At 46.5% G+C, this 20,684-nt stretch carries 14 protein-coding genes; all 14 read left to right on the forward strand.

Annotation, left to right across the window (positions count from 1 at the left end; translation table 11 throughout):
* Positions 1–363 (forward strand): hypothetical protein (locus tag G5B30_RS14035; RefSeq protein ID WP_165320633.1); only part of this gene is annotated, 363 nt, incomplete at its 5' end.
* A gap of 11 nt (positions 364–374) precedes the next feature.
* Positions 375–1,619: a hypothetical protein gene (locus G5B30_RS14040; RefSeq protein WP_165320634.1), complete on the forward strand. Its 1,245-nt coding sequence runs from the start codon at positions 375–377 to the stop codon at positions 1,617–1,619.
* Positions 1,620–1,651: 32 nt separating this feature from the next.
* Entirely contained in the window at positions 1,652–2,155 is a 504-nt protein-coding gene (locus G5B30_RS14045) for a hypothetical protein (RefSeq protein ID WP_165320635.1), read from the forward strand.
* A gap of 90 nt (positions 2,156–2,245) precedes the next feature.
* Positions 2,246–3,916: a DUF6377 domain-containing protein gene (locus G5B30_RS14050; protein ID WP_165320636.1), complete on the forward strand. Its 1,671-nt coding sequence runs from the start codon at positions 2,246–2,248 to the stop codon at positions 3,914–3,916.
* 193 nt (positions 3,917–4,109) lie between these two features.
* Positions 4,110–7,103, forward strand: coding sequence for a SusC/RagA family TonB-linked outer membrane protein (locus G5B30_RS14055; protein WP_206367136.1), 2,994 nt, complete (start codon positions 4,110–4,112; stop codon positions 7,101–7,103).
* A gap of 17 nt (positions 7,104–7,120) precedes the next feature.
* Positions 7,121–8,608, forward strand: coding sequence for a RagB/SusD family nutrient uptake outer membrane protein (locus tag G5B30_RS14060; RefSeq protein ID WP_165320637.1), 1,488 nt, complete (start codon positions 7,121–7,123; stop codon positions 8,606–8,608).
* Between the two features lie 22 nt (positions 8,609–8,630).
* Positions 8,631–10,091 (forward strand): SusF/SusE family outer membrane protein, encoded by a 1,461-nt coding sequence (locus G5B30_RS14065; protein WP_165320638.1) that lies wholly within the window; start codon positions 8,631–8,633, stop codon positions 10,089–10,091.
* A gap of 30 nt (positions 10,092–10,121) precedes the next feature.
* Positions 10,122–11,876 (forward strand): glycoside hydrolase family 66 protein, encoded by a 1,755-nt coding sequence (locus G5B30_RS14070; protein WP_165320639.1) that lies wholly within the window; start codon positions 10,122–10,124, stop codon positions 11,874–11,876.
* Positions 11,877–11,878: 2 nt separating this feature from the next.
* Positions 11,879–14,362, forward strand: coding sequence for a glycoside hydrolase family 31 protein (locus tag G5B30_RS14075; RefSeq protein WP_206367137.1), 2,484 nt, complete (start codon positions 11,879–11,881; stop codon positions 14,360–14,362).
* A 10-nt stretch (positions 14,363–14,372) separates the two neighbouring features.
* Positions 14,373–16,535: a glycoside hydrolase family 97 protein gene (locus tag G5B30_RS14080; RefSeq protein ID WP_165320641.1), complete on the forward strand. Its 2,163-nt coding sequence runs from the start codon at positions 14,373–14,375 to the stop codon at positions 16,533–16,535.
* 66 nt (positions 16,536–16,601) lie between these two features.
* Positions 16,602–17,699 carry a mandelate racemase/muconate lactonizing enzyme family protein gene (locus tag G5B30_RS14085; protein WP_165320642.1) on the forward strand — a complete coding sequence of 366 codons (1,098 nt, stop codon included), beginning with the start codon at positions 16,602–16,604 and terminating at the stop codon, positions 17,697–17,699.
* A gap of 191 nt (positions 17,700–17,890) precedes the next feature.
* Positions 17,891–18,871 (forward strand): deoxyhypusine synthase family protein, encoded by a 981-nt coding sequence (locus G5B30_RS14090; RefSeq protein WP_165320643.1) that lies wholly within the window; start codon positions 17,891–17,893, stop codon positions 18,869–18,871.
* A gap of 644 nt (positions 18,872–19,515) precedes the next feature.
* Positions 19,516–20,064 carry a hypothetical protein gene (locus tag G5B30_RS14095; RefSeq protein ID WP_165320644.1) on the forward strand — a complete coding sequence of 183 codons (549 nt, stop codon included), beginning with the start codon at positions 19,516–19,518 and terminating at the stop codon, positions 20,062–20,064.
* Positions 20,065–20,079: 15 nt separating this feature from the next.
* Entirely contained in the window at positions 20,080–20,655 is a 576-nt protein-coding gene (locus G5B30_RS14100; RefSeq protein WP_165320645.1) for a non-canonical purine NTP diphosphatase, read from the forward strand.
* Positions 20,656–20,684: the final 29 nt, after the last annotated feature.

Consider the following 20,684-nt stretch of genomic DNA (forward strand, 5'->3'; position numbering starts at 1 on the left):
AGGAAACTGTTATCCCTAATTAGGTTTGGAGTTTTCCTTGTTGGAGAAACTGTATCCCCGGTTAGGAAACTGCTATCCCTAATTGGGTCTGGAATTTTCCTTGTTGGAGAAACTGTATCCCTGATTAGGAAAATGTTATCCCTAATTGGGTCTGGAGTTTTCCTTGTTAGGGAAGCTGTATCTCTGGTTGGGAAAATATTATCCCTAATTAGGTTTGGAGTTTTCCTTGTTAGGGAAACTGTATCCTTTGTTAGGAAAACCATAAAAGTAATTACAAAAGTCGTGTTTCCTGTTCAATATAAATACCTAACCCTAGGTATTTACGGGTCTTGTTTAAGATTCTACCTTTGGCCTGTACATTAATCTAGAACAACATGAAGAATATTCAAAAAATTAGGATGGGCATTTTCGGGATGATATGTCTGTTGTTTAGTGTGTTTCTGCTATTGTCTTGTGATAAAGATAAAGACCCAGATTTAGGTGATCCTTCTGCACTTGTGCTGACGGCATCTTCGACCGATGTCGATGAAGGTGAAGAAGTGACTTTTGAAGTCAAAGCAGACGGTAAAGTAGTGATAGCCGATATCTATGTGGGTAATGAGAAGATAAACGGCACCAAACATATCTTTACCGAATCCGGTACCTATAAGGTCATGGCTAAGAAACCCAATTACCTGGAGAGTAACGAGATAACGATCGATGTGTATAAGGTGGATGTCTACGTGTCGGGTAATGGCCCTATGGGGGGAATGTATTGGAAAAACGATACACCTATGCTCCTTACTGATGGAAGTAAACAAACGGAGACCTTCGGGATAGCTATCGATAAGGACAATATATATGTTGCCGGCCTTGAGGTCGTCGGTTCGGAACCGCGAGCAAGGTACTGGAAAAATGGTACAATGGTATCTCTTTCGGATAAACATTCTGTTGCTAAGGCAGTAGTCCTTCAAGGGGAGGATATCTATGTAGTGGGATATGAGCTCGAGGATGGTGTTGCAATGGCCAAATATTGGAAAAATGGTACTGCTGTGTCTGTTTCTGACGGAATTCGTCATCATGAAGCGACTGCGATAGCTGTGCATAACAACGATGTGTTTGTAGCTGGATTCGAAAATGTCGGTAAACAAGTAGCTAAATATTGGAAAAACGGCGTAGAAGTTTCGCTGAGCGACGGAACTAATAATGCACAAGCTCTTGGGATAGCCGTTATCAGTGGTAAGATTCATGTTGTAGGATGGGAAAATATGAGTGCCGGGCAGATGGCCACGCATTGGGTAGATGGTATAGCAACATCGCTGAGCGCAGAAAATAGGCTCAGCACAACTCGTGCACTAACTACGCAAAATAGCGATATTTATATAGTTGGTGGGGAAGTTGAAGATACAAAATCAGTTGCTAAATATTGGAAGAATGGTACAGCTGTGCCTCTTAGCGACGGAAGTCAAGATGAGGTAGCTACTGCGATAGTCGTTAACAATGGCAATATATATGTGTCTGGACATGAGTCAATAGAAAGTAAGAATATAGCCAAATATTGGAAAAATGGTACAGCAGTGACCTTGCCCGATGGCGATGGAGTAACAACAACCGGTATAGCCGTATCCCGGACGAAATAATATACACTTGGCTAAAGAACACGGTCATCAGTATGAAAGCGCACAATCCGTATGCGGTAAAGAACAGCGATTTTATGCAGCAAATTGACGTGGTCTGCCCGCGTTGCGAGAAAAAGGCGCTGGTCTTTGGTGCTGATCTCTACGCACCGGCAGCCCGGCACGAAGAGCAAGTGCGTTTTTCCTGCATGGCTTGTGGGTATGCTATAAAATATGCAAATACGCCCAAGATGATCGTGTATGTCAATAGTCGAGGCATGCCTAAATACAGTCGGGTACTCTACCGCAATGAGCCTATCGATCCGTTCTTTGGCTTTACCGTATGGTATCGTGTAGACACGAAGGATGGTCTGTTGTGGGCCTACAACCTTGAACACCTTGCTGTTATTGAAACTTATATCGCTGATCCATTGCGGCAGCGAAATGGACTACCAAACCAAAACAATAGCTTGGCAAGTCGCCTACCCATTTGGGTAGGCGCAGCCAAGAATCGAGAATACCTATTGCGGTTGATTGCACGAGCGAAGCTAAAAAGTTAAGATAACTTTATTCAAAAGTAACGAAACGGCTTTTTTGGTTTTGTTGCCAAATTCTAAATAAGTTTACTATATTGCCGAGAAACCATATCCATGCGTACGGCTATCCTTTTATTCCTGATCATGACGCTATATCTTCCGACATTTGCCCGTACGGATAGTTTATCTTTGGATTACCTGTTGCGGTTGATTGATCAGAAAGAAGTCTATATGGAAGTGCGGGAGGGACACATTCTCCAGTTGGAGGAAGAGCTGAAAAAATCGCATGGCAGTGATAGCCTTGTCTATACACTGCAAAAGTTACTATATCAGGATTATACCACCTACAAGCCGGATTCTGCAATTACCTACGTTCATAAAAACCTAAAACTGGCTTTGGAAAAAGAAAATTCCAATTGGATCGATGAAAGTAGGCTGGATCTGGCCTCCCTGTATCTGACGATTGGGATGTATATCGACTCGTATCAATTGCTTTCTACCTTATCGGCAGGAGAGTTGGATCAGACGTTGCTCGTCAAGTACTACGACACCTGGAAGAATTTTTATAAATTCTATTCGTTCAATAACCCCAACGAAGATTTTTATATACAGAAGAGCGATGTATACCGCGATTCGTTGTTGTCTGAGCTGGATCCCGCGGGGAATCACTATCAGATCGTGTATGCCGAGAAACTGTACGATGCGGGCAAGTTGAGAGAAGCAAAGCGTATTCTGCAGGCGATGTTGGATGGGACTATAGGGGATACGCACGAACGTGCGGTACTGTCCTACGCGATGGCCTATGTGTATCAAAAGGAAGGGAATGTACAGCAACAACGCTACTACCTTATCCAATCTGCGAGTTGTGATATTAAAAATGCCATCAAAGAAAATGCAGCTATGCAGGCACTGGCCTCGTTACTCTATGACGCTGGTGAAATAGAGCCTGCTTATAAATGTATCAAATCGTCTATGGAAGATGCTATATTCTGTAATGCACGCTTTCGGACGTATGAGATTTCTAAAGTATTTCCCATCATCGATTCGGCCTATCAAGAGAATGAAGTCGAGCGCAGGTTTGTGCTGACATCTTTTCTGATCGTCGTCTCGGTACTTTCCCTGTTTTTGGTGGTTGCTGTGATTTATGTTTACCTACAGATGCGGAGAATCGCCCGTGTGCGACAACAGCTTTTTGAGGCAAATCAAGCGTTGAATAAACTCAATCTCGCCTTGCAGACTTCCAATGCCGAACTGGCCGGCACGAATACCGAAATATCGGCCATCAATACCCGATTGACCGAAGCGAATCAGATCAAGGAAACCTATATCGGACAGTTCCTCGACCTGTGTTCGATGTATATTAATAAACTCGAACGGTTTCAGTTGACACTCAAGAAGATGGTCATGGGTCAAAAAATCGATGAGCTGACGAAGTTGCTGAAGTCGAGAGCCATGATCGATCAAGAGGTGAAGGAGCTTTTTACCACTTTCGACCATATTTTTCTACAGTTGTATCCGAATTTTGTGGAGGATTTCAATTCCTTGTTATTGGAGGAAGAGCATCTAATGACCAAACCCGGAGAGGTTCTGAGTACCGAACTGCGGATTTTTGCTTTGATTCGGTTGGGGATTACCGACACTTCGAAGATTGCCGACTTCCTCCATTATTCGACCAATACAATCTATACCTACCGTACGAAAATCAGGAATAAAGCCGCTGTTCCCCGTGAAGAATTTGATAATATGGTCATGAAAATAGGACGAATCAGCAAATCTGGATCGTAAATCGTCTATATTTTTAGGGGTATATTTTTGTGTTAATGTATTGGTGTTTAGTGAATTAAATATTTGTGCTGTTAATATTTAATTCAACACATCTTTTATTCCCCCTTTGTCTTCTATAGCTTTGTCATAGTCGCTGTCGAGAATATGAGCATCTCGGAAGGTGCATACAATTATAAATTTTAATAATCATAATATGATGAAGAAAGGCAAAAAAATAAGCTTATCGATTCTACTACCGACTGTACTGTTGCTGTTATGCAGTATGTACACGTTTGCTCAGCAAAGGACGATTTCGGGAATCGTGCGTGACGCCCAAGGGCAGCCCATTGAAGGCGCGACAGTAGCTCTTCGAGCAAGTAATACTGTGGTCAGTACGAATGCAAGTGGAAGGTTTGCCCTGCAGGCAGCTTCAGGGGCTGTCTTGTCGGTATCCTATGTTGGTTACATTACTCAGGAAATTGCTGTTGATCAGAAGAGCGAATACCTTGTGGTGTTGCAGCCGGAGGAAGAACTGCTGGACGAGGTGGTGGTCATCGGTTACGGGCAGGTTCGTAAGCGTGATCTGACGGGCTCGTTGTCTTCCGTGGGCTCGGAGGCGATGAAAGACCGTCCTGTGGCAAATATAGGCGAAGCCTTGCAGGGGCGTGCCTCCGGCGTGCAGATTGTCAACTCGGGTGATCCAGGCAGCAATGTGTCTATACAGATCCGCGGACTGGGATCGATCAACAACAGTGCGCCACTGCTGGTGATCGATGGCGTGCCGACCGATCTTCCTTTGAATGCGCTGAACCCTAACGATGTCGAGACCATAGACATATTGAAAGATGCATCGGCAACAGCGATATATGGCTCGCGCGGTGCGAATGGTGTGGTACTCATCTCGACGAAAAAGGGGAACAGAAATAAGGGAAATATTACAGCGAGCGCCAATTTTGCCACGCAACGTGCCACAAGTGTTCCCCAGATGTTGAATGCACGTCAGTTTGCTTCTTTTCACAACGAAATGATGTTGAATAATAACAATCTGCAACGCCCGGATTTTGCCGATCCGACAATATGGGACGAAGGTACAGATTGGACCGATGCATTATTGCGTGATGATCGCCTGTCGAACTATTCGGTAGCTTATTCGGGTGGGAGCGATAAGAGTACCTATTATGTATCGGGCGGTGTACTCAATCAGGAAGGTATCGTGATCAATACGGCATATAAGCGGTACACTTTTCAGTTTAATAACGAAACGAAGCAGACTTCCTGGCTAAAGTTTGGGAACAATCTGAGTTTGAGTCACGATGTCAAAAAGAGTGGTTCGTACAGCGTACTGAATACATTGGCCTCGTTGCCTACAGACCCTATTTATAACGCCGACGGTAGTTTTTCGGGGCCTGGTGCAGAGCCACTCTACTACGGCGACCTCCGGAACCCCATAGGTACGGCGTTATTGGAACAGAATACGACAAATGGTTACAATCTCTTGGGGAATCTTTATGGCGAAGCTACTATAGCAAACAACTTTACGTTTAAGACCATCTTGGGCCTGGATTACAAAGCTTGGGATAATGTAGGCTTTTCGCCTAAATACGATTGGAAGCCTATAGCGGTACCGTATTCATCGCGGCGAGAGAGCTTTAATAAAAGTTTGACGTATTTGTGGGATAATACATTGACGTATGCGAACACCTTTGCCGATAAGCACGATGTAAATATCATGGTCGGTTCGAGTGCGCAGAACAATGCGTACAACTATATGAACGGCAGCATCCAGGATTTCTTATCCGACAACAACAACCAATTGAGCAACGGATTGCTGGATCCTACCGTAGGAGGCAGTCGGGAAGAATGGGCTTTGCTCTCTTTCTTTGGCCGTGCAAACTATACTTACAACAATAAATATCTACTGACAGCCACGATACGTTACGATGGGACTTCTCGTATTGCTTCGGCAAACCGTTGGGGGACTTTCCCCTCATTCGCAGCCGCATGGCGTCTTTCAGAGGAAGATTTCTTTCCTAAAAGTGACTTTTGGAATGACCTGAAAATACGGGCAGGTTACGGTGCGACAGGTAATCAGGCTGTGTTGGATGCTTATGCGGCTTCGGCCAGGTTGAAGACAGCCCAGTACGTGTTTAACGGAAAGCCGGTATCGACGTTGTATCCGTTGGTCATGCCATATCCTGACATCCGATGGGAAACGGTGAAACAAAGCAACGTAGGTTTGGATGCCAGCCTGTTGAACAGCCGGATCAATGTGACATTTGATGCCTATATCAAAAAGACTTCGGATATGTTGGTCGATATGGTTGTACCGATTACGACGGGATATTCGGATATCTCGACGCCGAAAATCAATGCCGGTGAGGTGGAAAACCGTGGCTGGGAACTGTCCGTCAGTAGTCAGAATTTTCGGGGTGCATTCACATGGCGCTCGGATTTTAATCTTTCGTACAACCAAAACAAGATCGTCAAGCTGGATGGCGATGTGCCGATGTATTTCGGATTTCAATCCCATACAGTAGGTCAGCCTATATCCTCATTCTACGGATGGAGGACCAATGGGATATTTCAGAATTGGGATGAAGTCAACAACTACGCTTTTCAGTACCAAGCAGCGGATCCCTACAACAGTACTGCACCGGGCGATATCAAGTTCGTCGACATCAACAAGGATGGAGTGGTCAACGATTACGACCGTACGTACATTGGCAATCCGACACCAAGCTGGTCGTTTGCTTTGGGCAATAGCCTGTCCTATAAAAACTTTGATGTAGAGGTGTTTTTGCAAGGCGTAGCCGGAAACAAAATTTACAATGCGAACCGAGTGACCTTGGAAGGGATGTATACAGTGCGCAACCAGACAACGAAGGTGCTGGATCGCTGGACAGGCGAAGGGACGAGCAACGATATGCCGCGTGCGATCTACAGTGACCCAAACAAGAATACACGCCATTCGGATCGTTTTGTGGAAGATGGTAAATACCTCCGCCTAAAGAATGTTACGGTGGGGTATACGCTTCCCGAAACACTCGTACAACGGGCAGGTGTAGGTAGTTTACGTTTTTACTTCTCGGGGCAGAACCTATTGACCTGGACGAAGTATTCGGGCTTTGATCCGGAGGTCAACGGCGTAGACGAAAGCCGTTATCCGATTACGCGAAATTTGAGCTTGGGTATAGATTTACGATTCTAAGATTAAAAAATACGACTATGAACAAGATATTTTATACGGCCTTTTTGATTATTCCTTTGCTATTGGGTTCCTGTTCGGGCTTCTTAGATAAGGATCCATTGCTGGATCCCGGCGCTGAATCGGTTCGGGATGCGGCTTCGGCCATTGCGATGGTGAATGCGGCTTATCAACCCTTACAGCGGCCCAAGCTGTACAACATGCGGATATGGACCTTGGATATTATGGCCGGCAACAGTGTGGTGGGTGCCGGCGGTGGCGATGATGGTATTGAAACGGTACAGCTCGCTAATTTCACAACCGGGCCGGACAATTTTGCGGCGGTAGATTTGTGGCGTGGTCCTAATCCGGGTATCCTCTACTGCAATACGGTATTGGAGAATGTGCCTTCGATGGCTATTGATCAGACCCTGAAAAACAGACTGATCGGAGAAGCGAAGTTTCTGCGGGCCAACTACTATTTTATACTGGTGCAACTTTTTGGGGATGTTCCGATGAGCCTGACCCCTGCCAAGCCTGGCGACGATCTGAACCAGCCCCGCGTCAGCAAGGATAGGATCTATAATGAGGTCATCATTCCCGACCTAATGGAGGCTGTGAGTTTTCTGCCGCCGCGGGAGGAGTATGGCGACGAAGATAAGGGTCGTGCCAGTAAGGGGGCTGCTGCCGGACTGTTGGCCAAAGTGTATCTGACACTTGGACGCTATGAACAGAGTCTGGATATGTGCAACTTGGTAACGAACCTCGGTTATGTGCTTAACCCGGATTATAGCGATTGTTTCGGTGGAGAGCAGCGGAACAAGAATACAGCGGAATCATTGTTTGAAGTGCAGTATTATGGGTTGACCAAGGCTGATTTCTGGAGCGATGAAAACCAGGCCAACTGGCTCAGTACCTATATGGGACCTCGTAACTCGGGCTGGGTTGGCGGTGGCTATGGCTGGAACCAACCTACGCAGGAATTTGTAGATCAATATGAAGAGGGCGATCTGCGAAAAGATAAGACCATACTTTATGAAGGCGGTCCGCTGTTTGACGGCAAGTCGTACCGCTCGAATATGTCTACTACAGGCTATAATGTCCGCAAGTTTTTAGTGCCTCTATCGGTATCGCCCGATTACAATACCAATCCGGCGAACACCGTCGTGTTACGCTATGCCGATGTATTGCTGATGAAGGCGGAGGCGTTGAACGAGCTCGGCGAGACCGAGCTTGCTGTCGATCCGCTTTATGAGGTTAGGGCACGGGTAGGGCTTACCGATAGACAGGCGCTGGAAGAATTATCGCAGGCCGACATGCGCGAAAAGATACGTCATGAACGCCGTATGGAGCTGGCTTTCGAGGGGCATCGTTGGTTTGACATGATCCGTTGGGAGAACGGGCAGTATGCACTGGACTTCCTGCACAGTATCGGTAAGGTCAATGCCGCGCGAAAGCATCTGTTATTACCTATTCCGCAGGTAGAAATCGATGCCAACCATAATCTGGAACAAAATGATGATTATTAATTTCTTAATCATGAAAAAAACGATGAAAAAGATATATTCGATCATCAGCCTATGTCTCATGCTGCCGCTGATGCTTATTTCCTGTAAAGATGAGTTTGGGAATATTTCCTATCCCGATAGTCCAGTGGTGTTAAGTGCCAGTGCGACCGATATTGCCCTCAATGTGGCTGCACCGGAAGGTGACGCGGTAAAGTTCAGCTGGACGCCGGGCTCTAATTTTGGTTCGAACGCTGCGGTTCGTTATATCTTTGAACTGGCTCCGAAGGGCAGCAATTTTGAGGATGCTGTAGTTACCGAGTTGGAAAAGGGTAATACAGCGGTCATTTATCGGTCAGGACAGCTGAATAAACTGCTGTTGGAGGAATTTGGTGTTGCACCTGCCTCTACAGTAGATCTGGACATACGTGTGACGGCATACGTACAGGCTGAAGGTATCGCTCCTCAAGTATCTGAGGTTCTTTCGGTGAAGGTGACGACCTATAAACCCATCACGCCTACACTTTATCTGATCGGCAGTGCAACGCCGAACGGTTGGAGTGCGGACGATGCCACGAAGATGAATGTGGTACAGGGTGCTCCGGGTACCTTTATCTGGCAGGGGAATCTGACGGCCGGAGAGTATAAGTTTATCACGACTTTGGGTGAATTTGCGCCGTCTTATAATAGAGGTGACGACGATCACAGTCTGTATTTCCGGGAGTCGGGAGACGATCCGTATGATGTACCTTTCGTCGTGACGGAGGCGGGAAGTTATCAGGTAAAGGTCAATCTGATTACACTGCAGATCGATGTAGTCGAAACAGAAGGAGCAGCGTATAGCGAACTGTGGTTTGTGGGTGGGTTTACGGGTTGGTCTTTCCAACCGATGACAGTCGATGCGAACGACCCGTTTATCTTCCGCTATCATGGTGAACTGAATTCCAGTAATGCTACTGATGAGTTTAAGATCGCTACACGGCCAGATTTTGATCCGAGTGTTGTCTTCCTGCGTCCGGAGACCAATGAACAGGGTGTGGGTGTTGACCTCCCTGTGGTGAGCTGGTCGGAGAGTGAAAACAGTGACGATTATAAATGGAAAATAGGAAATGACGTGTACAAGATCAAACTCGACCTGCGGGAGAATACCTTGGATATTGTGCCCTTTACGCCATTTGCCGATATGTATATCGTAGGTGACGCAACTCCGAGCGGATGGGACATTGGTAATGCTACGCCTATGGTCAAAAGCTCGGATTACGTATTTACCTGGACGGGAACACTGCAGGCGGGTGAACTCAAATTCAGCTGCGATAAGCAGTCCGATTGGAACGGCGCTTGGTTCCTCGCTCCGGTCAACGGCATCGAACCGACAGGGGCGGAAGAGCCGGTACTGTTCAGTCAACCGGGATCTAATCCGGACAATAAGTGGAAGCTTGCCTCGGCCGGTACGTACACGATTACGCTGGATCAACTGAAAGAGACGGTGATTATCCAGAAGCAGTAAGTAAATATTCGAGGACAAAAAGAAAGAAAAATGAAAAAAATAGCTTGGGCTTTTACGATAAGTAGTATACTCCTGGTAGCCGGGTGTAAAGATTACTACGATGTAACCAACGACCCGATCACATACGGACAGACCTATTTTAAACCGGCACTGAAGACCTATAAGGCGGTCTACAAACCTGGGGAAACTGTAAAATTCACTTTGGAGGAGGAACTTCCCGGAAATGCGACGGTGGCCTATACCCATTTGGGGGAGGTTATCAAGGAGGAGAACATGTCGGGCAATAGCTGGACATGGAAAGCGCCTGCCGATGATTTTCAGGGCTATCTGGTCTATGTGTATAGAAAGGACGATGCGGAGAAAAAACCTTTATATAGTATTGCGGTGGATGTGTCCTCCGAATGGACCAAGTTTCCACGGTATGGTTTTGTCTCGCAGTACGATCTGATGTCTGCCGATGCTATAGCGCGGAATGTAGACAACCTGAGCCGCTTTCATATCAACGGCGTGCAGTTTTACGACTGGATGCACGATCACCAAAAGCCGTTGGCTGGTTCGGTGGCAAATCCTGCCGAATCCTGGCCCGACTTGATCGGCCGCACCAATTACAAATCCACCGTGGCCGGATATATCCAAGCGATGCACGACAAAGGGATGAAAACGATGTTCTATAACCTGCTGTTTGGTGCATTGGACAATGCCGCCAGTGATGGTGTAGGCGAAAACTGGTACCTTTTTAAAGATCAGGAGCATCAGGAAAAAGATATGCATCCGCTGGACCCTCCCTTTCGGAGTAGTATTTATCTGACGAATCCGGCGAATCCGGACTGGCAGACCTATATCAATAAAAGACATCAAGAGGTATACGAGGTATTCGACTTTGACGGCTTTCATATCGACCAGCTGGGAAATAGGGGCACCGTCTATGACTACGATGGAAATAGCATCGACCTGGCAGCATCGTACGGTTCGTTTATCGCTGCGACAGTGGTTAAATTTCCCGATAAATATCATGTGATGAATTCGGTTGCCCAATATGGGCAGGAACAATCGATAGGTCCTTCGGGAGTAGATTTTCTCTATACCGAGGTCTGGGATCCTTACAATACGTTCGATCAGCTGACCGGAATTATCCACGACAATTATCGCTTCAGTGGGTATACCCGCAATAGTGTTCTGGCGGCCTATATGAACTATGCGAAGTCGGATAAAGCGGGATTTATACATGAGCCGAGCGTGCTGCTTACCAACGCGGTCATCTTTGCCAACGGCGGCGCTCACTTGGAAGTCGGTGAACATTATCTGGCGAATGAGTACTTTCCGAACAATAACCTGCGCATGAAAGGTACCTTGAAGGATAAGCTGATTACCTACTATGATTTTATGGTAGGCTATCAAAATCTGCTACGTGATGGCGGTGAAATGGTCGTGCCTTCGGTGACGGCTACAGATGTAACGCTCCATAATGGTACGGCCGTGCAGGGCGGGGTTACGGTATATGGGCGCAAATTAGCGAATAAGGATGTGTTCCACTTCGTCAACTTTATCCACGCTACGACAATGGAATGGCGGGACGACTATGGGGTGCAGGCCGAGCCCAATCTTATACAGGATATGGAGGTGAAAATTCCCGTCACACGGACAGTAAAGAGGGTATGGGTAGCTTCGCCCGATCAAAACGCAGGTGTGGCACAAAATATTTCGGTTACCCAACAGGGTATGGAGATTACGGTGAAACTTCCCCAGTTAAAATACTGGGATATGGTTGTTGTTGAATACGAATGATTATGCAGAAAATAGTTTTTTATATTTTATGTTGTTATGTCGGAGCGACGCTGTCGGTGTCTGCTCAACAGAAGCCCCGCGGTTGTACGGCGTATACGGTCGATAAAAATACGGTCACATTTGCCTGTGCGGAAGGCAGCAAGCTGCAGCTCCAGTTTAGCAGCAGTTCGGTTGTCCGCGTTTGGTTCGATCCGAAAGGCGAGTTGCAACGGAGCAATCCTTCCTTTGCCGTCGTGCAGGATCAATTGGAAGACGTCGGGGAGATACAGGTCAACGATGAACCGGCAAGTTTTGAGATCTATACGGCGAAGCTCCGCGTGCGTCTCAACAAAGATCCCATGCAGCTACTGATCTATGACAAGTGGCAAAAATTGATCTTTGGCGACTATAAAGATCAGGGACTTGTCGTTGATGGTACCCGTATTACAGCACATAAAATACTGCGGGAGGATGAACGTATTTACGGTTTGGGGGAGAAGACAGGCCCACTCAACCGCCGAGGAAGGAACTATAAGATGTGGAACAGCGACAAACCTTGCTACAGTACACAGGAAGATCCCTTATATAAGAGTATTCCCTTTTTTATAAGTAGTTATAATTATGGCGTCTTCCTGGATAATACCTATAAGACGGAATTTAAGTTTGGTACCGAATCTGCCGATTCGTACTCCTTTGAGGCACCGGATGGTGCATTTATCTATTATTTTATCTACGGTAAAGATTATAAAGATATCCAGAAACAATATATAGCCCTGACAGGGAAGCCGATTATGCCGCCGAAGTGGGCTTTTGGTTTTGCTCAGAGCCGAGGGTTATACACAAAGGAAGATCAGGCTCTTGAAATCGCTGCAGAGTTTAGAAAGCGAAAAATTCCTATCGATATCATTTACCAAGATATAGGCTGGACACAGTGGTTGCAGGATTTCGAGTGGCGTAAAGGAAATTATACGAATCCCCGAAAGATGCTGTCACAGTTGAAGGAGCAAGGATTCAAGATGATCCTATCGCAGGATCCTGTCGTGTCACAGGCTAACAAAAAGCAGTGGGAGGAGGCCAACAAACTGGGGTATTTTGTGAAGGATAGCCGCACGGGTAAGGCGTACGATATGCCTTGGCCTTGGGGCGGAAATTGCGGTGTGGTGGACTTTACCCTGCCGCAGGTGGCCGACTGGTGGGGGAACCTGCAACAAAAACCGATTGCAGACGGTGCCAGTGGTTTCTGGACCGACATGGGAGAGCCGGCATGGAGCAATGAGGAGGATCTGGATCGCCTCTATATGCAGCATCATATCGGCATGCACGACGAGATCCACAATGTCTACGGTATGACCTGGGATAAGGTGGTCAAGGAACAGTTTGAAAAGCATAATCCCAATCGCCGTATCTTTCAGATGACCCGGGCGGCATATGCCGGCCTACAGCGGTATACCTTTGGCTGGACGGGCGACAGTGGCAATGGTGCGGATGTCCTAGAAGGCTGGGCACAGATGGCCAATCAGGTGCAGGTGGGTATATCAGCCGGCTTGGGTGGCATTCCTTTCTGGACAACAGACATATCGGGCTATTGTGGTGATATTACAGATTATCCGGCCATGGCTGAATTGTATACGCGCTGGATGCAGTTTGGGGTGTTCAACCCCTTGAGCCGTGCGCATCACGAAGGTGACAATGCGGTAGAACCCTGGCTTTTTGGAGATGTTGCCGAGAAAAATGTCAAGGCTGCCATCGAACTCAAATATCAGCTTTTCCCGTATATCTACTCCTATGCTCGTCAGGCGCATGACAGTGGACTGCCGCTGGTGCGTGGATTATTTATGGAGTATCCGCAGGATGAGCAGGCCGTTAAGACGGAAGATCAGTTTATGTTCGGCGAACAGTTGTTGGTGGCACCGGTACTGAAAAAAGGCGAACGGGTGAAGCGCTTATATCTACCGGATGGAGAGTGGTTTGATTTTAACGATAAAAAGACAATTTACCTCGGTGGGCAGCAGATTGCTTATCGTGCTCCATTGAGTAAAATCCCCATTTTTGTAAAAAAGGGTTCCATCGTGCCGATGATGCCGGTGATGCAGTATATCCACGAGGATGAGCAATATCCGCTGCTGATTCATGTGTTCCCGAATTACGAGGGGGAATCTGCACAGTTTGAACTCTACGAAGACGACGGAATAACCTTGGACTACCAACAGGATCATTTTGCTACATCGGCTATACGTTGCACCACGACCGAGACAGGTTGGGAAACGGAGTTTGTGGCCAAGGACCAAGGTTATTCACCTGCCAAAGGAAGAAACCTATTCTTTCACTATCATGTGGAATCGAAGCCGAAGCAGGTAGAACTTGGTGGTAAATCTCTTGCCGAGTTGTCTGACATAAGTGCGTTGCAAGGTCGTAGTGCGGGATGGTTTTGGGATGCCGAAAAGCAAGTCTGCGTGGTTAAGACCTTGGACGAAAGGAATAAGCTACATATCAAGATCCAACACTAATACTATATTCATGAAGAAAATAGGGCTTATTTTGAACGTGCTGCTCCTCAGTATGGTGTACGCTTATGCGCAGGAACTGACATCGCCCTCCGGCACGTTTCGTCTGACTTTCTCCCTGACGGAGAAGGGAGAGCCGACTTATCGGTTGGATTATAAAAATAAATCCGTGATCAAACCGAGTGCCTTGGGATTGGAGTTGACCGGTAATATGCAGAAGGTGGAGTTTGCCGGCGAAGGCGAGAGCACCAAGGAGAGGCCGGTACATTCCCTCTACGACAATTTCACGTTGATCGATCAGAAGAGGACAACTTTTGATGAGACCTGGCATCCGGTTTGGGGAGAAACCAAAGATATCCGCAATTACTACAATGAATTGCTTCTTACTTTGCAGCAGTCAGGGTCGGAGCGTCTTATGCGTATCCGTTTTCGCTTGTTCGACGACGGACTGGGCTTTCGCTACGAGTTTCCCGAGCAGAAGAATATGACCTATATGGTTATTCAGGAGGAAAAGACACAGTTTGCGCTTACAGGCGATCATACCGCCTACTGGATACCGGGCGACTATGATACGCAGGAGTACGATTACACCAAATCGAGATTGTCGGAGATCCGTGGGCTTATGCAGCAGGCGATAACACCGAATGCTTCACAAACACCTTTTTCACCCACTGGCGTACAGACAGCCTTGATGTTGAAGACGGATGACGGAATCTATATCAATATACATGAGGCGGCCTTGATCAATTATGCTTGCATGCACCTCAATCTGGACGATAAGAATTTTGTGTTTGAGTCTTGGTTGACACCGGATGCTAACGGCACGAAAGGAAGCTTACAAACGCCGGCACAGTCGCCTTGGCGCACCATTATAGTGAGTGACGACGCTCGGGCGATACTGGCTTCTAAAATGACCTTGAATCTCAACGAACCTTCTAAAATCGAAGATACGTCCTGGATTAAGCCCACTAAATACGTGGGGGTCTGGTGGGAAATGATTACCGGCAAGAGCGAATGGTCATATACCTACGATTTGCCAAGTGTGCATCTTGGAGAAACGGACTATACACGGGTAAAGCCACACGGTAAGCACGGTGCGACGACGGCTAATGTAAAACGTTATATCGATTTTGCGGCAGACAATGGATTTGACGGCGTATTGGTGGAAGGCTGGAATATCGGTTGGGAGGATTGGTTTGGCAATGCCAAAGATCATGTATTTGATTTTGTGACACCTTATCCGGACTTTGATCTGAAAGAGATCCGGGACTATGCCAGGAGCAAGGGCGTGAACATGATTATGCATCATGAGACTTCCGGTGCTACACGAAATTATGAGCGTTATATGGACACCGCATATCGTTTTATGAAAGCCAACGGCTATGATGCAGTGAAAAGTGGATATGTGGGTAATATTATTCCCATTGGTGAACATCATTATAGTCAGTGGACCAATAATCACTATCAGTATGCCCTTGAAAAGGCAGCAGAATATAAGATTATGGTGAATGCACATGAAGCAGTGCGTCCGACAGGCCTATCGCGTACCTGGCCAAATCTGATCGCCAATGAGTCCGCGCGGGGTACGGAGTATCAGGCTTTTGGTGGGAATAAGGCGAATCATGTTACGATATTGCCCTTTACCCGACTCATTGGTGGACCCATGGATTTTACACCTGGTATTTTTGAGATGGATATCCAAAAGATAAATCCCAATAACCGCTCGCATGTCAATGCTACTTTGGCGAATCAGCTGGCACTGTATGTTACCATGTATAGTCCACTACAAATGGCGGCAGACTTCCCCGAGCACTATAAGCGTTTTATCGATGCATTCCAATTTATCAGGGATGTGGCCTTGGATTGGGATGAAAGTGTGTATCTGGAAGCAGAACCGGGCGAATATGTGACGGTAGCACGAAAAGCCAAGGGCAGCGGCCAGTGGTTTATCGGTAATGTGAGCGGTGAAAATGGTTATACTTCGCATATTGATTTTAGCTTTTTGGAACCTGGTAAGCAATATACGGCAACGATATACGCGGATGCTCCCGATGCGCATTATAAAACAAATCCACAAGCATATACCATCCGCAAGGTGAGGGTAACGAATAAGTCTACGTTGAAGCAAAAAGTTGCTCCGGGCGGCGGATATGCGATTAGCATCGTGGAAAGGTAGTTAGGACAACTTAAAAACTAAAAAAATAATGGTGAATATGGCGCTTTTTGTCTAAGTTTACCTGCCATGAACATAACCGCAATAGAAATTTACCGACTGAGTATTCCGATGGAGCCCTTTGTCATTGCGACAGGGACAATGGATTATGCACAAAATACATACATCAAACTGCTAACCGATGAGGGGTTGTATGGTGTAGGAGAATGTTCGGCTTTTCCGATGATTGTCGGGGAAACCCAAAATACCTGTATCAGCGTGGCGCAGGATTTTGCACGCCTGTGGAAAGGTAAGAATCCTTTAGCGATTGCCGATCGCCTGGCAGAACTTCATTTGTATATTGCCGGTAACGCGACCATCAAGTCAGCTTTTGATATGGCCTTATACGACTTGGCTGCAAAACATGCAAATCTTCCTTTATATAAGTTCCTGCAGGGAGAACGACGCGATATCGTCACCGATATTACATTGGGTATTGCTGCGCCGGAAGAAATGGCGGCAAAGGCGCTACAATTTAAAGAAAGTGGTGCTTCTACCATAAAAGTCAAACTGGGAAAAAAACCTCAGGACGATATACAGCGTATAAAAGCGATCCGTCAGGCCGTGGGTTTTGACATCGCTATACGTATCGACGCTAATCAGGGATGGTCATATGAAGAGGCTGTAGAAGCCTTGCAGGGTATGGAGGCCTATAAAATTCAATTTTGCGAGCAGCCCATGCGGACATATAACGATCATTTGTTGCCGGAACTACGTACGCAGACTATCGTACCGATCATGGCGGATGAGTCGGTATATAGCCATTGGGATGCAGAGCGCCTCTGCCGAACCGACGCTTGTGATTTCATCAATATCAAATTCTCTAAATCATCGGGCATTTATGAAGCGCTGAAGATTCAGGAGGTGGCTGCGGAGTACAGTATCCCTTGTATGATCGGTGGAATGCTGGAAAGTCGTCTGGCGTTGGCAGCGAAAGTGCATTTCGCCTATGCGGCACCAAATGTAAAATTCTTTGATCTGGATACCTGTATGGTCGGACATCTGGAAGATCCTGTAATAGGAGGGGTGCAATACGACGGGTATCAAGTCTCGGTATCGGATGATATCGGTATCGGTGCGGATATTTCCGAGGCCTTTTTGGACCGTTGTGATAAATGGGTGATATGATGAAAGGAGGGTAATCGTGAGCTGGCACATCGGTATAGCTGAGGGTATCGTTTTATTGGTTATCCTCGCGTTTCTGGTTTTCTTTTATTTGCTCTTCAGAAAGCTGCTCCGGCGGAGGTGAGGAGTCCCGATAATTGGGAGATATTCCCTACCTTTGCATTTATATTTTTATGATTAGCTATTGATACACTATGAGTACACAAAAAGGTCCTATATCTCAATTTTTAGCGAAGAATTACCTTCATTTTAATGCTGCTGCGTTAGTAGATGCGGCAAAAGGGTACGAGACCCATCTGTTGGAAGGCGGAAAGATGTTGATTTCGCTGGGTGGCGCGATGTCCACTGCCGAATTAGGTATCTCTTTGGCGGAGATGATCCGTCAGGATAAAGTGCATATTATTTCATGTACAGGGGCCAACCTGGAAGAAGATGTGATGAACCTGGTGGCGCATTCGCATTACAAGCGTGTGCCGAATTACCGGGATCTTACGCCCGAGCAAGAGCGTGAGCTACTGGATCAGCATTATAATCGGGTGACAGATACCTGTATCCCGGAAGAGGAGGCCTTTCGTCGTCTGCAGACGCATCTGGAAGATGTATGGCATGCTGCAGAAGCAAAAGGCGAACGTTATTTGCCGCATGAATTTCTATATCAGGTGGTCAACTCGGGTGTATTGGAACAATATTATGAAATTGACCCCAAAAACTCTTGGATCGTGGCGGCTGCGGAGAAAAACTTACCAATCGTATGTCCGGGATGGGAGGACTCCACAACGGGTAATATTTTTGCTTCGAATGTGATTAAAGGTAAACTGAAAGCGTCTACGGTGAAATCGGGTATAGAATATATGATTTATCTGACGGAATGGTACCGTGCCAATTCGGAAGGTAAAGGTGTAGGATTTTTCCAGATTGCCGGTGGTATTTCGGGTGACTTCCCGATCTGTGTAGTACCGATGATGTATCAGGATCTGGAATGGGAGGATGTGCCTTTCTGGTCGTATTTCTGTCAGATTTCGGATTCGACAACCTCCTATGGTTCGTACTCGGGTGCAGTACCCAACGAAAAGATTACCTGGGGTAAACTGGATATCGATACGCCGAAATTTGTCATCGAGTCGGACGCAACGATTGTCGCTCCACTGGTGTTTGCCTGGGTGCTGGGACAGTAAGGGGCCCCTCGGGCCGGGAGGGCCCTTCATTTTTTTTCTTGACAAAAAAAACGAAGCAAAAAAAGTCAAGGCTTGGACGGTACGACGCTAAAAACAGCCTGCTTGCCCTAAACCGATCGGAGCCATTACGCTACGCTCCATTTTTTCGATCGTTTTTTACGGGCAGCCGACTGTTTTCTTCACGCTGCACCGTCCTAGGCCGCTTGTTTACGGTAACGTCCTTGGCGATGTGCAGTGGTGAGGTTTAGTAGGTAGATATTAGTATTTAGATGTTAGATTTGGTGAAAGGTGTTGTTAGTTCATAGGTTACGAGGTTATAAAGTTACGGGGTTATGAGGTTATAAGGTTACGGCGTTCCACGAATAGTGAAAATAAGAAAAGCAGAATCCGTACAAACACAATAAATGCTGCCTCAAAGCTTTAGCTTCGCTGAACTCCACTTTGTTCCGGTTTGGCAGTAGTAGGGGTAGTGCAATATCCGCACAAGAGCTATAGGTGTCGCCTTAGCGGGTCGCGGATAGCAGGAAGGAAGAGACATTGTAGCGAGCCGGTACAGCGACGAGTTTTTTGCCTATCTTTTTTGCGGAAAAAAAGTAGGAGCCCCATCGCGGCTCGAGCGATTAGTGATAAAAAGACAAACAGAGATGAATACCTTATTGACAAATAATCCGGTAGCGTTACAGGCTTTGATGTCGGAAACAATTTTCTCGACGGGCTTTGTCATGCAGGATACAGCAGTCAAACCATCCCCAAGTCAAGTTCTTGAACAAACTTCGCCTGCCGATGCCACTATGGTGCAGGAGGAGTTTGTTTACCAAGGGGATAAGTCGACAGGTGTCCTGTTTATCCTGCGTTATCCGGATTACCCTTATTTTTCGCCTCAGGCGGAAGAAGCTTTTGTCAAAACCATAGGGGCTTTGCAGCTTACTCCCGAGAATGTGGCTGTCGTCAATCTTGCCAATACACATAATCCAAATGATTTTAAACGGATTATGTCGTTCTTCGAGCCTACGAAAATCACTTTGTTAGGGGTAGAACCGGCATCTTTAAAATTACCCGCTATTGCGCACAATTCATATATGCGTGGGCGAGTTGCTACCGTGTTCAACACCTTCTCCTTCGAAGAGATGTTTGCCGATATTAATAAGAAAAAACTGTTTTGGACAGAATTTAAATCTTTTATTCTTTCCTAATAAAGAGATAATCAAATGACTGAGCTCATATTTGCAACAAATAATGCCCATAAGCTGGAGGAGGTACAGGCTATTATCGGTGATAAGTTTGCGATAAAGTCATTGGCCGATATAGGCTGCGAGGACGACATTCCGGAAACTGGCGAAACCTTTCAGGAGAATGCCCGGCAAAAGACGGATTATCTGTTTGCGAAATATAAGCTGGATTGCTTCGGTGACGACTCGGGTTTGGAAATAGATGCTTTAAATGGTGAACCAGGAGTATATTCTGCACGGTATTCCGGTAGCCGTGATATGGAGAAGAATATTGATTTGGTATTGGAAAGATTGGAAGGGAAAACACATCGTGCCGCCCGTTTCAAAACGGTCATTTCTTTGTTTTTGAACGGAAAACAACACTATTTTGAGGGTGCAATTGAAGGTCGCATTATCGCGGAACGTCGTGGCGGGAAAGGTTTTGGATATGATCCGATCTTTATCCCCGAAGGCTACCAACAAACCTTTGCAGAGATGTCTGCAGAAGAAAAAAATACCATCAGCCACCGTGCCATCGCTGTACAAAAGCTAGCAGATTTTCTCGTCAGCGGCTGACGTTCGTTGTAACTTTGTAACTCCGTAAC

This window comes from Sphingobacterium sp. SGG-5 (assembly GCF_011043525.1).
GTDB lineage: Bacteria > Bacteroidota > Bacteroidia > Sphingobacteriales > Sphingobacteriaceae > Sphingobacterium.